This window comes from Syntrophorhabdaceae bacterium, assembly GCA_036504895.1.
Lineage (GTDB): Bacteria > Desulfobacterota > Syntrophorhabdia > Syntrophorhabdales > Syntrophorhabdaceae > PNOM01.
On record DASXUJ010000099.1, the window covers coordinates 28,670 to 42,543 of the forward strand.

A 13,874-nucleotide genomic window follows, 5' to 3' on the forward strand; every position below is an offset into this window, starting at 1 on the left:
TATTGACTCATTATACCCGGTTTTTGAGAATACGGTCAAGGAGACGTCCCGCACAAAAAAGACCGCTCGGGCTGAAACGGCCTTTGGGCTTGCCCTTTCGTATATTCCCGTTGTAAAATAATGCACAACGCGCAGCATCGCGAGTACTGGAGTGAAAATTATGAACCTTTCGGAATTTATATCCTCAGGAGATAGGATTATCCTCATTGACGGCGCCATGGGTACTCAACTGGCAGAGAAGGGTCTCGAGATGGGGGCTTCCAACAACCTCACTCATCCTGATGCGGTGCTCGAAATCCACCGGCAGTATGTGGATTGCGGGGTCGATTTCGTTACCACGAATACCTTCACCCTTAACCGTGCCAACATGGAATTTCACAAATCGACTCTCGACGTGAGAGAGGCGAATCTCGCCGGTGTCCGACTCGCCAGGCACGCGGCGGGGAAAGACCGTTATATATTAGGAGATATGGGCCCCACGGGAAAGATGCTCAAACCCTACGGTCCTCTTCCTGAAAACGAGGCTTACGAGTCCTTCCGGGAGCAGGCGGCCATTCTGGCCGAAGGCGGGGTTGACGGCTTCATCATCGAGACCATGTTCGAGCTCAAAGAGGCCCTCATCGCGGTGCGGGCTTGCAAGGACGCCTCCGGTCTTCCCGTCATAGCCTCCATGACCTTCAATACCTTGGTGGGGGGTGGAAAAACCGTCATGGGGAATTCAGCCAAAGACTGTGTAGCGGCTCTCACGGAGGCGGGAGTCTCCGCGGTGGGTACAAACTGCGGAAACCTGGACCCTTTCCAGATAGCGGAAATAGTGGTGGTCATGAGCGGGAATACCGCACTGCCGATCGTGGCCCAGCCGAATGCCGGGAAACCGCAATTCGTGGATAACCGCACCTTTTTCACCATGTCTCCTGCCGAATTCGCCGAAGGCGTGGCCGAATGCATTAAGGCTGGGGCCAGGCTGGTAGGCGGATGCTGCGGGACCTCCCCGGCCCATATCCGTGCCCTTGCGGAAAAGCTTGCCGAGTTCCGCCTTTCATAAGTATAGGCGATTAAGGCCTGATGGCAGCGTGATCGAGGTTCGCCCCGCACGGGGCGGAGACGATTATATCCTTTGATTCTCCCTTTCTATTTCGATTAATTTGCGATAGAGACGGTCTTCGACGGCCCTGTCCATGTTCCGGAATTCCGCGGAAGCGAACATGAGACCGTTTTTCAGCCTCTCATCCCCTCCACCCCACGTCCTGAGGACCCGTCCCTCGATATTTAATGATATTCCATCCATGGCCAACACAAAGTGAACGGTCTCGTAATGCACCAGAACCAGCCGCTTGTCATGGCTGAATTTTGCGCCTCCCAGGGAAAGATCTATGACCGTGACCTGTTTACCGTCTACCGTCATGGAGATATTGCTCCGGCTCGAAGGCTCCGCCCGGAAATACATCCTGATGTTGTACGGCTCGGGGTCGGTCTTGAGGGAAACACGGAATGCCCTGACCTTCTCGGAGGAAGCGAGCCTGTAATCTTCAAGGAACTCGATTACGCCGACGGATAACCCGTATCGGACAGTGCCTTTCTCCTCGCGCACCACATAGGTGACGACAAGCTCTTTCTGGACCATCGATGAATGAATCGGGGGGTCCGTCTGGGCGAGGACCGCCTTGCCCCCTGCAATATCATAGACCACCGAGTTTGCGACCTGAACCTGCCCGGTCGCCGCGTCCTCCCCTGTAATGATCTTTATGTTCATGCCTCGCGTGATGGTCATTATCTACTTGATCGGCTTAAGGCCTCGATAAATTAAGATAATTTGAGAAACTTTTGACTCAACAGCCGGCGTGGCCTCTATTGCTCCGTCCTCTTTCGACCCGGCCCTTAGGGCCTCGGATAGAGTCCTGCCCGCTCCACGATCTGGGGAACCTTCTCCTCCCACTCGATGGCCATGATATGCACACCCGCCACGCCTTTAATGCCCTTCATCCTCTCGATGATCTCGAGGCATATGTTGATGCCTTCCTCCGCCACCTTCTCCTTGGCCACACCTTTCAGGCGCTCTATGTGCTCCTCGGGCACATCCATGCCGGGCACGGAGGTCTTCATATAGCGCGCCATGCCGATCGATTTATAGGGGGTAACACCGGCAAGGATATAGATCTTCTCATGGACCCCAAGGTCCCGGACCTGCTCCATCCATTTCTCGAATTTATCCACATTAAAGACACACTGGGTCTGAACGAACTCGGCGCCGGCGGCTGCCTTCTTCGCGAGACGCATGGCCCTTATTTCAAACGGATCAGCAAAGGGGTTCTCCGCGCACCCGACAAACATACCGGGTCTGCCCGCCTTGATCTCCTCCCCGTTTACGAACTTCCCCTCGTCCCTCATGCGCCGCACGGTCTGGATGAGCTGCATGGAATCTATGTCGAAGACATTTTTTGCGCCCGGGTTGTCCCCGAAGCTCTGGTGGTCGCCGGAGAGGCAAAGGAGGTTATTGATGCCCCATGCCGCCGCTCCCAGGATGTCGCTCTGGGCGGCAATCCTGTTCCGGTCCCTGCAGACCATCTGCATGATCGGGTCGAACCCCATCTGTTTCAGGATTAAGGACGCGGCAAAGCTGCTCATCCTTACCACGCTCGTCTGGTTGTCCGTGACGTTTACCCCGTCCACGTACCCTTTAAGGAAGCCGCCCTTCTTCTTAACCACTTCCGGATCTGTTCCCCGGGGAGGACCGCACTCGGACGTGACGGCAAAGGCCCCGCTGGCAAGGACTCTCTCCAGATTGCTCGCTGTGCTCATATCTTTAAATCCTCCCTGATCCTTTTTCTCGGTCCCCCATCCCTGCTCGTGGACCAATCCTTCAAAGGCTGGACCTCAAGGTACTTGTCGAGCATATTCATCTCTTTGAATCTGTCGACTATGAGCTGCCATGCGCAGGGCGTATCCTTATTGATCTCGCACTTCCCCCCCTGGGAGCCGCCGCAGGGGCCGTTGAAGATGCTTTTCGCGCACCGGGTCACGGGGCAGATGCCCAGGGTCCGGTCGAGGATACAATTGCCGCAGCCGAGGCAACGCTCGGTCCATACGCCGTGTTCTTCGGTCACTCCGTCGAAAGTGGTGTTGACCGCGGGCAGCACGATCTTCTCCCTGTAGTGCTCCCCCACGAACTGGATGCCGCACCCGCAGGCCATGGATATGATAATCTCGTACTCCTTTATTATCGGCTTCAGGCTCTCTACATATTCAGGGTCACAGTTTCTTTCGAGGGTGTGCTCCTTTACCTCTACCGGCGATCCTTCTTTCTGTCTGGCGAGTCTTATCTCGGATGCGAGGACCGCCACTTCCTTGGCGCCTCCGGCCGCGCAGACCGTCACGCACTCGTTGCAGCCGAGGAGAAGTATCTTCGAGTAAGGCTTAACCATGGCGAGGATCTCTTCAAAAGGTTTTCGGTTCGCTACTATCATTTCGACTCCTTTATTGCTTCCTTCTTTATCCGCCTGTCCCGGCTCATCATGGATCGAGGCGCTTTCTCCCGGGGCTTGGCCCCAGGTCTCTTACTTTTGCCGTCATTTCCCGTGCAATCTCGGCGAACCGCTGGCCCTGAGCGGAGGACAAGTTGAACATGGCGACCCGCTCTCCCCCGATCCCGCATTCGTCGAGGAGCTGCTTCACATACTCCACCCGTTTTCTCGCCCTGAGGTTGCCTTTCAGATAATGGCAGTCCCCCTCGAGGCACCCCACGAGACAGACCCCGTCCGTCCCGCTTTCAAAGGCTTTCAATATATGGATTATATCGACCCTGCCCGTGCAGGGGACCTTTACGATCTTCACATTCGTCGGGTACGTCAATCTCATCGAACCTGCCAGGTCCGCGGCGGTATATCCTCAAAATTCGCAGCAAAAGGCGATTATCTCAGGCTCGAACCTTTCCATTCCCTCTCCTTATCCCGTCTATAATACGGCAGCCTCGTCCGGTTCCTCTTCGCACAGGGCCTGTTCCTTCTTTATAATCTGCACATCTCTATAGTGCATCAGGTCTATCGCTTTCGCGGGACACTCGGCAGCGCATGAGCCGCAGCCCTTGCACTTGGTAATATCTATCTCCGCCTCGCCTTTCTCGTTTATTACCGGCACCGAATAGGGGCAAACCCTGACGCAGGTAAGGCAGGCCGCGCACTGCTCGGCATCCACATGGGCCACGATACCGCCCGCGGCCACCTGCTCCTTCGACAGGATGGTGAGCGCCCTTGCTACCGCGCCTTCCGCCTGGGCAATCGACTCTTTCAGGCTCTTCGGTGAATGACAAAGGCCCGCGACAAACATGCCGTCAGAGGCGAAATCGACGGGGCGCAGCTTCATGTGGGCTTCGAGGAAAAAGCCCTCGTTGGTCCTGGGTAGTTTGAGAAGGGTGGCGAGCTCCTTATTCTCTCTCGGTATGATCGCGCTGCTCAGGGCTATGAAATCGGCCTGAAATACCACTTCTTCGCCTACCGAAGGGTCGTGGGAGGCCACGAAGAGGCCGCCTTCCCGCGCCTCGACTACAGGAGGCGCCTGCTTTTCGAAACGGATGAACCGCACCCCGAGCCTTCGTGCCTTGAGGTAATATTTTTCGAGGAACCCATAAGTCATCATATCCCTGAAAAAGATCACCACGTCCGTTTCCGGCGTTTTCTCCTTGATCGCGATGGCGTTTTTCACGGCGCTTGTGCAGCAGATACGGCTGCAGTAAGGCCTTTCATCATTACGGGAGCCCACGCACTGGATCATGGCGATCCTCGTCGCATTGGAAAGTCCCCTGCCCTCGAGCCTCTCTTCCAGCTCCATCTGCGTCATGACCCGCTCGTCTTCACCGTAAAGATAGGTCCCCGCGGGCTTCAGCTCCTCCCCGCCCGTGGCGAGGACGACCACCCCGTGAGCGATCTTTTCGTATCTTCTCTCCGGACCGATTCTGAAGCCCGTCTCGAAACTTCCCTTGAAGCCGGAATGGTCGACCGCCTCGGCATTCGTGATCACATGGATCAGGGGATGGCTTGTAACCCGCTCCATTGTTCCGGCAAGGTATTCCTGAAGATCGAGACCGTCCACGGTATGGAAGAGGCCTCTCAGGTTCCCTCCCAGGGCCTCCGATTTTTCAGCGAGAAAAACTTCGAAATTCTGGTTGGCCAGGTGCAGTGCCGCAGTCATACCCGCGATGCCGCCTCCCACCACGAGGGCTTTCTTGTTTACATCGAGCATCACTTCTTTGAGGGGCTTGATATAGTTGGCGTTCGTGACCGCCATCCGCACCAGGTCCTTTGCCTTCCGGGTTGCGCCCGGCTTATCCTGCATATGGACCCAGGAGCATTGGTCCCTGATATTCGCCATTTCAAAAAGGTATTTATTGAGTCCCGCATCCCGAATGGTAGCCCTGAATAAAGGCTCGTGGGTCCTGGGGGAGCAGGAGGCAACGACGACCCTGTTTATGCCGTGCTCGTCGATGAGCTTCTTCATCTTCTCCTGCGTGTCCTGGGAGCAGGTGAAAAGGTTCTCGTCGGAGAGCACTACATTCGGGAGACTCCTCGCGTAGGCCTGGACCTCGGGGACATTGACCACGCCCCCGATATTGACGCCGCAGTTGCAGACGAAAACGCCGATCCGGGGCTCTTCCCCTTCCACGTCCTTCTCTTCGGGAAGGACTTTAATGGTAAGGTCTTTACCGCGCGCCTCCGAGATGATCGACCCCGCCTCGCACGCGGCGCCGCTTGCCTGGATCACGGTTTCGGGTATGTCTTTCGGTGATTCGCAGGCGCCGCTCACATAGATGCCCGGACGGGACGTAGTGAGCGGGTTCGATCGGTCGGTCTTTATAAAGCCGTATTCGTTAAGATCAAGATCGAGTACGGACGCGAGCCCGGCAAGGTGCTCGGCGGGCCTCATGCCTACGGAGAGGACCACGAGGTCGAACGACTCCGTTTGAAGCTCCCCGGCTTCATCGACATAGACGATCTCCACGTCTTTCGTCTCATAATCCTCGAGCACCCGGGATACGAGGGATTTCACGTACCTCACCCCGTGGTCGCCTTTCGCCCTCTCGTAATACTGGTCGAACCCTTTCCCGAAGGCGCGGACGTCCATATAGAAGATGGTGGGCTCGATATCGTTCTGGTGCTCTTTCGCGATGACCGCTTCTTTGGTGGCATACATGCAGCAGACGGACGAGCAGTATTCGTTCACCTTGTCCCTGCTCCCCACGCATTGGAGAAAGGCGATCTTTTTCGGTATCTTCCCGTCGGAGGGCCTCATGATGACACTCGCCGTGGGGCCGGTGGCGGAGAGAATCCTCTCGAATTCCACGCTGGTCACCACATTGGGATATATGCCGTACCCCAGCTCGGGCTTTTGCGTCGCGTCATAGGGCTCAAAACCGCTCGACACGATGATGCTCCCCACTTCGATGGTCTCCTCCGTGGGGGTCTCGAAATAATTTATCGCTTCGGGCTTGCAGAACTCTTCACAGATCCTGCATCCGAGACATTTCCGACAGTTGAGGCAGCGCTCCGCCTCGCGCCTGGCATCCTCCGCCGTCAGGGGGTGAAAGACCTCCTGAAAACCGGAACGTTCGGGAACAGGCAAGGACGGTATGGCCACCCTTGCCCGCTTCTCTATGAAGGATGGAATGTCCTCCACGAGCTTATCCTCTTTCGCCCTTCTGCCCGCTTTGAGGTTGCGACCTTCGAGAAAGCGGATGATCGATTCCGATGCTTCCTTGCCCTGGGCAATGGCGTCGATGGCCATCTTCGGCCCTGTTACCACATCGCCGCCGGCAAACACCCCGGCGACCGTGGTCTCGAGGCTCACCGGGTCCGCCTTCACCCGCCCGTCCCTCAGGACCTCAAGACCCGGCAGGTCTTTTAAAAAGCCCGTATCCATGCTCTGCCCGATGGCGAGTATGACCGTGTCCGCGTCGTAAGCGATGGTGACCGATTCATCGAAGCGGGGGCTGAATCTGCCCGCCTCGTCAAATACATCCGTGCACCTTCTGAACTCGACGCCTTTCACTGCGCCGTCCTTCACCTGTATCTCATTCGGGCCCCACGACGTGTGGACCCTCACGCCTTCCTCCACTGCCTGGTCGACCTCCCACTTGTGGGCAGGCATCTGGTCCCATGTTTCGAGGCACGCCATATGGACTTCTTTGGCTCCGAGCCTGCGGGCCGTAAGGGCCACGTCTATGGCCACGTTGCCGCCGCCGATGACGAAGACCTTCTCCCCCATCTCCACGGGCTCGCCTGTTGCCACGGACCGGAGAAAGGCGATGCCTCCGATCACTCCCCGGGCGTCCTCGTTATCGAGGCCGAGGCTCCGGCCGCCATGGGCGCCCGCGCCGATAAAGACCGCATCATAGGAGTCGTGGATCTCGTTGACCCCTATATCCTTGCCTACTCGTGTATTATATTTGACCTCGATGCCCATCTTCTCGACGATGGAGACCTCGCGGGCCAATTCTTCCTTGGGAAGCCTGTAGGCGGGAATGCCCACGTAGAGCATGCCGCCCAGCTTGTCGTGGGCCTCGAAGACGGTCACGCCATAGCCGGCCTTGCGAAGCTCCAGGGCACATTCGAGTCCCGCGGGCCCTCCGCCGATTACGGCGACCTTCTTTCCCTTATCGGGCCCTGTCGCGGGTACGGGAATATCCCTCACGCCCGCCTCGTAATCGGCCACGAAGCGCTTCAGGGCGCATATGGCGACCGGCTGATCCACCTTTCGTCCCCTCAGACACTCTTCCTCGCAGGGGTGGGCGCATATGCGGCCTATGACGCCGGGGAAAGGGAGCCTTTCCCTGATAAGGTCGAGGGCTTCAAGAAATCTGCCCTCGGCGATGAGACCCACGTAATCTCTCGCGTTGAGATTTACGGGGCACCTGTTCACGCAGGGCGCGATCTCCCTGTCGATGGCATAGGTCGAGGGTATGGCCTGGGGAAAGCTGATATAGGCGCCGGTCCTCCTGGAAAGACCCACATTATAGTCATTGCTCACGTCGATCGGACACTGGGGGGCGCACAGGGAGCAGGAGGTACACTTCTCCGGCATCACTCTGCGGGGCCTCCGCCTCAAAGTTACTTTGAAATTACCCGGCTCACCTTCAAGACCCACCACATCCGTATTCATAAGAAGGTCTATATTGGGGTTCCGGCCCACCTCCACCAGTTTGGGCGCCATGATACACATGGAGCAATCGTTGGTGGGGAACGTCTTGTCGAGCTGCGACATCTTACCGCCGATATTCGGCTTCTCATCGGCGAGATACACCTTGTACCCCGCTTCCACGAGATCGAGGGATGCCTCCATCCCGCCTATGCCGCCGCCGATTACGAGTACCTTTCCTACCTTTTCCATATCCTCCTGCCTAAAACTCCCTGCGCCTGAAAGGCAACCGGTTTTCCCGCCTTCCTACGCTCTTGTTCTGAATGATGCATCTCTTCCCACGTGACCTGATATCTCGACCCGGTTTCTCCTCATAAGTTCCTTCAGGTGACGGAAACAGAGGTCCTCCCTGAGCCCGAGCTTCGCGGACAAGCCCCTGACCGTATCATCGCCGCCCTGCAGCGCTTCCAGGATTCTCGCCTTCTCCAGCGACATGGCGAGAAGGGGATCGAAGACCAGGGAGAACTGCCTGTCCGTAAATTTCTCCCCATAGACGTTCCCCTCTTTGAGGGCGGTCTTTCTCTCGAGGAGCCTCGTCAGCTTGTCAGCCCCTTCAGGGTCATATTTTTTGATGAAATCAAGTTTTTCTTGCATATCCGTCATTTCTCACTATCCTATTTCTTTCTTCCGGAAAAAATCGGGTTCTTATGCCGGAGTTCGAAGGGAGACCTCCGGGACGATTTTCTTCACCTTCTCCGCGATCCCGGAGGGGGCTATGATATGGGAGCCTTTTCCGGAAAGCCTTCCGAAGAGGGCAAGCTCGAAGATCTCGGAGAGAAAGAGGACAGGCAGGTTCCCTTGCTCCCTCCCGAGGTAGGGAAGGATATCGAGGTTAAGCTGGCACAGCGGGCAGGACGTGACCACCGCGTCCGCGCCGACCTTGAGCGCCATGTCCATAATCTTGCCCGAAAGCCTCAGCGTCATATCCTTGTTCGTGAGGGTCTTGCTCGCCCCGCAGCACTCCATCTTATAGGGCCAGGGCACTACCTCCGTGCCCGCCGCCCACAGGAGGGTATCCATGCTCTCCGGGTTCTCCTTGTCGTCAAAGGCGTCCATTCCCATGATGCGGGTAAGCACGCACCCGTAGTAGGGCACGACTTTCAGGTCCGACAGGTCATAGACGATGCTTCCGGCAATCCGTTCTATACCCACATATTCGTGGAAAACCTCCATGATGTTCCTAACCTCTGCGGAGCCCAGGCATTTCAGCGGTGCGATGGCGCGGTTGACCTCGTCCCTCAGCGTTTTGTCCGTCCGGAGTTTTTCGTTGGTAATCTTCGATTTGTTGTAGCAGGCCGAGCAGGGGGCAAAGAAAGGCCGGTCAAGGCCCTCGGCGAGGCTGAGGTTCCGCGCCGTAAGGGCATAAGAGAGTGTGTCGTCTATGGTGGGCGCCGCCGAAGCCCCGCAGCACGACCAGTCGTCAAGCTCGATAAGCTCTACCCCGTAGAGCGAGAATACCTCCTTGATCGATTGCTCGTAAAACTTGCTCGAAGTCTTCATGGAACAGCCGGGGTAATAGGTAAGTTTCCTCATATGCCCTGACCCCTCTCTTTCTTTTCGGCTTCTATACGGGCAAAGATCTCCTTGAACCCGTTGCGGTCCTTTATGTTGTGGGGGAGTATCCCGAGCCTTCCCCTGACCATCATTCCCACGCCCATCTTCGTATCTTCAAAGAAATTCTTCTTGTCCACCTTATACTTAATGACCGCCTCGATCTCATGGAGCCTGCCGTGCTTACGCACACTCTCCAGGAAAAGCCGATCGAACTTCCACGTATCTTCCTCGGCCCCTGTGCGTTCTTTCATGGCAATTTTTCTGATTGTATCGAAGACATGGGCGATATCGATGTCATTGGGGCACCTCACGCTGCACGTGACGCACTGGAGGCAGGTCCATACGGTCTTCGACGCGAGGACACGCTCCCTCTCTCCCAGGATGATGTACCGTATAACCCTGTGGGGGTAAATATCCATCTCTTTCACCACCGGGCAGCCGACCGTACACCGGTAACACTGGTAACATCCGGATATCTTCTGCCCGGAGGCATTCTCCATCTCGTTAAGAAAAGAAAGATCCTTCATGATATGTCCTTTACCCATCTTAAATACAAGTTAATAATATCGCTGTCCTGGTAATCAGGTGTGCGCAACATTATACAATGAGAAGGGGGGTATTTGCAATATAGACGGGGCCCAAGAGGCCGCTGTCGGGAGAGCTTTACACCCCGGCGAGGAAGTATCTGGCGGCCGGCCCGTTATCAATAGATCTGAAAATATGAACGCTCCATGGACGAGCACGACCCGGTTCAGGCATAGAAGACCGGACACAGGACTCAACCCCTTCGTGAACAATTTGTCCGGACCTCGCCTTGACAAGCCCGGGGTTCACTCCACATATTATATATAAATCCCATTAAGAACGATCTCACAAGAAGGAGGAAACCATGGCAAAATTCGTCTCCATCGGCAAGAAATTCCTCAATTTGGAAAATGTTGACTACATCGAAATAGGTGAAGAAGAGAGCTCCCCTATCACCGTCTGTTTCGGAGGCCAGGGGGAGGGGTGGAGGACGCTCAAGTTTTCCGGCGATGACGCCGCCAAACTTTGGGAAATGTTGGAGGAAGAGAATATCCTTGGAACATGCAGCCCTCGCCAGTAACGCGGTGACCGGCTAAAACAGTAATATTCGGGAAGGCGTTGAATATGCGCCGGTGGCACAGGTGTCTTGCAAGGCAGAAGATCTGTGCCACTCCTTTAATATATCCTCAGCATTTTTCAGGAAACCATGCGCAGGAGCAGCGATGGCAGGAACCGAGGGGCCCCGGCAGACGTCCGCTGAACGGACCGGTCAAGCTACGCGATCCATACTGAAGCTGGAATTCGGAGACGACAGGTCCTTTGAGAATGATCTTCGCCGCCGGGTCGATGAATATTTCACTCATGTAATCGGGCAGTCAAGGCAAGGCAACCGGCAGATGTACCTCAAAACCGGCATCATCCTCGCCTCACTCATCACTTTCTATCTCCTCCTTGTTTTTACGGCCTCGAGCATATGGCAGGCACTTCCGCTCTCGATCCTGCTCGGATTTTCAGTGGCGGGGATAGGGTTCAACATTGCCCATGATGGGGGCCACGGAGCATATTCAAAAAACCGCGTGATCAACAAACTGGCGGCAATGACCATGGACCTCGCAGGTGTCAGCTCTTACGTCTGGTTCTGGAAACATTCGGTCATCCATCACCGGTACGTCAATATCACCGGTTACGATACGGATGTCGACATCGGTATTCTCGGCAGGTTGTCTCCCCATAGCCGCAGGCTCCCTTTTCATCGATGGCAGCACCTGTATCTCTGGCTCCTCTATGGGTTTCTTGCGGCCAAGATGCAGTTTGTCGACGATTTCAAAAGGGTTATACGGGGTCGAATAGGCGGGCACGGGTTTCCACGCCCCAAAGGATGGGACCTGGTAATTTTCGTCTTCGGCAAGGTGGTCTTCTTCGCGTGGGCCTTCGCCATTCCCTTCATTTTCCACCCCCTGGGCGCCGTTCTTCTCTTCTATTGCGTGGGCGTCTCCGTTCTGGGTATCATGCTTTCAGTCGTCTTTCAGCTTCCCCATTGCGTGGGCCAGTCGGAATTCCCTCAACCCGAAAAAGAGACAGGACGCATGAAAAACCCCTGGGCGGTACATCAGGCACGGGTCGCCCTCGACTTCGCCCGCAACAGCCGAATCGTTCGCTGGCCCGTCGGGGGGTTAAATTTCCATCTCGAGCACCATCTTCTTCCCACGATCTGTCACATTCATTACCCGGCACTCACGAAAATCGTGGAACAGACATGCCGGGACCACGGGGTAAAATACGCGGAGCATCCCACGTTCCGCTCGGGTATCGCCTCCCATTACCGGTGGCTGAAGCTGATGGGCGCTCCGGATAAGGGCGCCTAAGGGAGATTCTACGATTGAGATCCGGCACAACGGACGAGGGCGTCCACCCCTATGACGGCATCGTCACTTCTACGGAGTGTTGCTCATGGTCGTCGACCATGGTTATCCATGAGTTCTCCTGCGTCAGTCCGTCTACAATGATCCTTGCAATGCCGTCTCCTGCCGGTGCCCGAATAACCTTGATCCGGTAGAGAGTCTCCCGATAGCGATAGCGCACGGAAAAACCGGTCCACTCGGCGGGAAGGCAGGGCCTTACATACAGCTTGTCCCCTTCCGGTTTCAATCCGAGAAGGGATTCCACGATACAGCGGTACATCCATCCGGCTGAGCCCGTGTACCACGTCCAGCCGCCGCGCCCGGTGTGGGGTGGAACCGCGTATACGTCAGCCGCGACCACATAGGGCTCCACTTTGTAGGTATTGATCCCCTTGACCGTTCCCCCGTGATTCACGGGATTGATCATGTCGAGGATTTCCCACGCACGCTTTCCGTCCCCCATGGCCGCGAAAGCCATGGAAGCCCAGACTGCGCCCTGTGTATATTGACCGCCATTCTCCCGGACCCCGGGGACATATCCTTTTATATAGCCCGGATTGAGGTCCGACTTGTCGAAGGGCGGATCGAGGAGCTGGACCAGCCCGTGGTCCCTGCGCAGGAGGAGCTCATCCACTGCGTCCATTGCCGGCCGCACCCGTGGGGCGCTACCTGCCCCTGACAGGACCGACCAGCTCTGGGCAATGGAATCGATCCGGCATTCCGGACTCTGTGCTGAACCCAGGGGAGAGCCGTCATCAAAAAAGGCCCGGAGATACCACCCGCCATCCCAGCCGTTCTTTTCGATACTCTGCTTGAGGGAGACCGCTTCTCTCCTGCACTGTTCCGAGAAGGCGAGGTCCCCGCGCACGCGGGCGAGCTCGCTGAACCTGACGAGCACTTCGTAGAGGAAAAATGCGAGCCAGACGCTTTCGCCTTTGCCGTCTTTACCCACCATATTCATGCCGTCATTCCAGTCGCCGGAGCCCATGAGGGGAAGGCCGTGTTCACCGAACCTGAGGCCCCTGAGGATTGCCCGTACACAGTGGTCGTAAAGGCCGCTCTTTTCCTCCGACGGGCTGGGCAGATCATAATAAGAATCTTCTTCGGCGTTCAGCTGACGCCCCTTGATAAAACCTACCGGCTCATCCAGCACTCCCGTGTCTCCGGTAGCCAGCACATAGCGGCAGGTAGCCAGGGGCAACCAGAGAAAATCATCTGAGCAATGGGTGCGGACGCCCCGCCCTGCAGGCGGATGCCACCAGTGCTGCACGTCGCCCTCCGTAAACTGCCGCGACGCACTGAGAAGGAGGTGCTGCCGTACGAGTTGCGGCTCGGTGTGGATGAGGGCCATTACATCCTGCAATTGGTCCCGGAAGCCGAATGCGCCTCCCGATTGATAAAAGCCGCTCCGCCCCCACACGCGGCATGCCAGGGTCTGATATAAGAGCCAGCCGTTTGCCAGAACGTTGATGGAGGGGTCCGGTGTCTCCACCTGCACCGCACCGAGAGTGCGGTTCCAGTACTGCCAAATCGCTTCCAGTGCCTCCCGTGCCGCACCCGGTCCACGAAAACGGCGCGCCAGATTGCCCGTATCGTCGGAATCATACCCCGTGCCCAGGGTGAAGACAATCTCGCGCTCTTCCCCGTCAGCCAGCTCAAAGGCAGTCTGGATAGCCCCGCACGGGTCAAGGCCGGCCCCTACCCTGCCTG

The 13,874-nt window shown here is 56.8% G+C and carries 12 protein-coding genes; 3 read left to right on the plus strand and 9 right to left on the minus strand.

Annotation, left to right across the window (positions count from 1 at the left end; all coding sequences use genetic code 11):
- Window positions 1-160: 160 nt before the first annotated feature.
- Entirely contained in the window at window positions 161-1,045 is an 885-nt protein-coding gene (locus tag VGJ94_14350) for a homocysteine S-methyltransferase family protein (GenBank protein ID HEY3277795.1), read from the plus strand.
- Window positions 1,046-1,108: 63 nt separating this feature from the next.
- Here the strand turns inward: VGJ94_14350 and VGJ94_14355 are convergent, their stop codons facing one another.
- The 8 genes from VGJ94_14355 to VGJ94_14390 all read right to left on the minus strand — a co-directional run bounded on the left by VGJ94_14355 (window position 1,109) and on the right by VGJ94_14390 (window position 10,265).
- Complete coding sequence (locus tag VGJ94_14355; protein HEY3277796.1) at window positions 1,109-1,771, minus strand: PilZ domain-containing protein; 663 nt, start codon at window positions 1,769-1,771, stop codon at window positions 1,109-1,111.
- Window positions 1,772-1,878: 107 nt separating this feature from the next.
- On the minus strand, window positions 1,879-2,799 hold the full coding sequence (locus tag VGJ94_14360; GenBank protein HEY3277797.1) for a methylenetetrahydrofolate reductase: 921 nt from the start codon (window positions 2,797-2,799) through the stop codon (window positions 1,879-1,881).
- Window positions 2,796-3,464, minus strand: a complete 669-nt coding sequence (locus VGJ94_14365; protein ID HEY3277798.1) for a methylenetetrahydrofolate reductase C-terminal domain-containing protein — start codon at window positions 3,462-3,464, stop codon at window positions 2,796-2,798. Before VGJ94_14365 ends, VGJ94_14360 begins: the two co-directional genes overlap by 4 nt.
- A gap of 46 nt (window positions 3,465-3,510) precedes the next feature.
- Window positions 3,511-3,933 carry a hydrogenase iron-sulfur subunit gene (locus tag VGJ94_14370; GenBank protein ID HEY3277799.1) on the minus strand — a complete coding sequence of 141 codons (423 nt, stop codon included), beginning with the start codon at window positions 3,931-3,933 and terminating at the stop codon, window positions 3,511-3,513.
- Window positions 3,934-3,951: 18 nt separating this feature from the next.
- Window positions 3,952-8,376 carry an FAD-dependent oxidoreductase gene (locus tag VGJ94_14375; protein HEY3277800.1) on the minus strand — a complete coding sequence of 1,475 codons (4,425 nt, stop codon included), beginning with the start codon at window positions 8,374-8,376 and terminating at the stop codon, window positions 3,952-3,954.
- A 54-nt stretch (window positions 8,377-8,430) separates the two neighbouring features.
- Entirely contained in the window at window positions 8,431-8,787 is a 357-nt protein-coding gene (locus VGJ94_14380; GenBank protein HEY3277801.1) for a hypothetical protein, read from the minus strand.
- A 42-nt stretch (window positions 8,788-8,829) separates the two neighbouring features.
- Entirely contained in the window at window positions 8,830-9,717 is an 888-nt protein-coding gene (locus VGJ94_14385) for a CoB--CoM heterodisulfide reductase iron-sulfur subunit B family protein (protein HEY3277802.1), read from the minus strand.
- A complete protein-coding gene (locus VGJ94_14390) occupies window positions 9,714-10,265 on the minus strand; it encodes a 4Fe-4S dicluster domain-containing protein (GenBank protein HEY3277803.1) in 552 nt (183 codons plus the stop codon). The genes VGJ94_14385 and VGJ94_14390 overlap by 4 nt, the downstream gene beginning before the upstream one ends.
- 362 nt (window positions 10,266-10,627) lie before the next feature.
- On the opposite strand from VGJ94_14390, the gene VGJ94_14395 reads away from it, so the two are divergent.
- Together VGJ94_14395 and VGJ94_14400 are read left to right on the plus strand one after the other, a co-directional pair.
- The gene (locus tag VGJ94_14395) at window positions 10,628-10,843 is read left to right on the plus strand and encodes a hypothetical protein (protein ID HEY3277804.1); all 216 of its coding nucleotides are present in this window, start codon (window positions 10,628-10,630) and stop codon (window positions 10,841-10,843) included.
- A gap of 142 nt (window positions 10,844-10,985) precedes the next feature.
- Window positions 10,986-12,128: an acyl-CoA desaturase gene (locus VGJ94_14400; GenBank protein ID HEY3277805.1), complete on the plus strand. Its 1,143-nt coding sequence runs from the start codon at window positions 10,986-10,988 to the stop codon at window positions 12,126-12,128.
- Between the two features lie 49 nt (window positions 12,129-12,177).
- Here VGJ94_14400 and VGJ94_14405 read toward each other — a convergent pair.
- Window positions 12,178-13,874, minus strand: a 1,697-nt coding sequence (locus VGJ94_14405) for a glycosyl hydrolase family 65 protein (protein HEY3277806.1), incomplete at its 5' end; no start/stop codon positions are given.

Coding starts and splice junctions, on each gene's coding strand:
- VGJ94_14350 (HEY3277795.1), top strand. CDS start 161: ATGAACCTTTCGGAATTTATATCCTCAGGAGATAGGATTATCCTCATT.
- VGJ94_14355 (HEY3277796.1), bottom strand. CDS start 1,771: ATGACCATCACGCGAGGCATGAACATAAAGATCATTACAGGGGAGGAC.
- VGJ94_14360 (HEY3277797.1), bottom strand. CDS start 2,799: ATGAGCACAGCGAGCAATCTGGAGAGAGTCCTTGCCAGCGGGGCCTTT.
- VGJ94_14365 (HEY3277798.1), bottom strand. CDS start 3,464: ATGATAGTAGCGAACCGAAAACCTTTTGAAGAGATCCTCGCCATGGTT.
- VGJ94_14375 (HEY3277800.1), bottom strand. CDS start 8,376: ATGGAAAAGGTAGGAAAGGTACTCGTAATCGGCGGCGGCATAGGCGGG.
- VGJ94_14380 (HEY3277801.1), bottom strand. CDS start 8,787: ATGACGGATATGCAAGAAAAACTTGATTTCATCAAAAAATATGACCCT.
- VGJ94_14385 (HEY3277802.1), bottom strand. CDS start 9,717: ATGAGGAAACTTACCTATTACCCCGGCTGTTCCATGAAGACTTCGAGC.
- VGJ94_14390 (HEY3277803.1), bottom strand. CDS start 10,265: ATGAAGGATCTTTCTTTTCTTAACGAGATGGAGAATGCCTCCGGGCAG.
- VGJ94_14395 (HEY3277804.1), top strand. CDS start 10,628: ATGGCAAAATTCGTCTCCATCGGCAAGAAATTCCTCAATTTGGAAAAT.
- VGJ94_14400 (HEY3277805.1), top strand. CDS start 10,986: ATGGCAGGAACCGAGGGGCCCCGGCAGACGTCCGCTGAACGGACCGGT.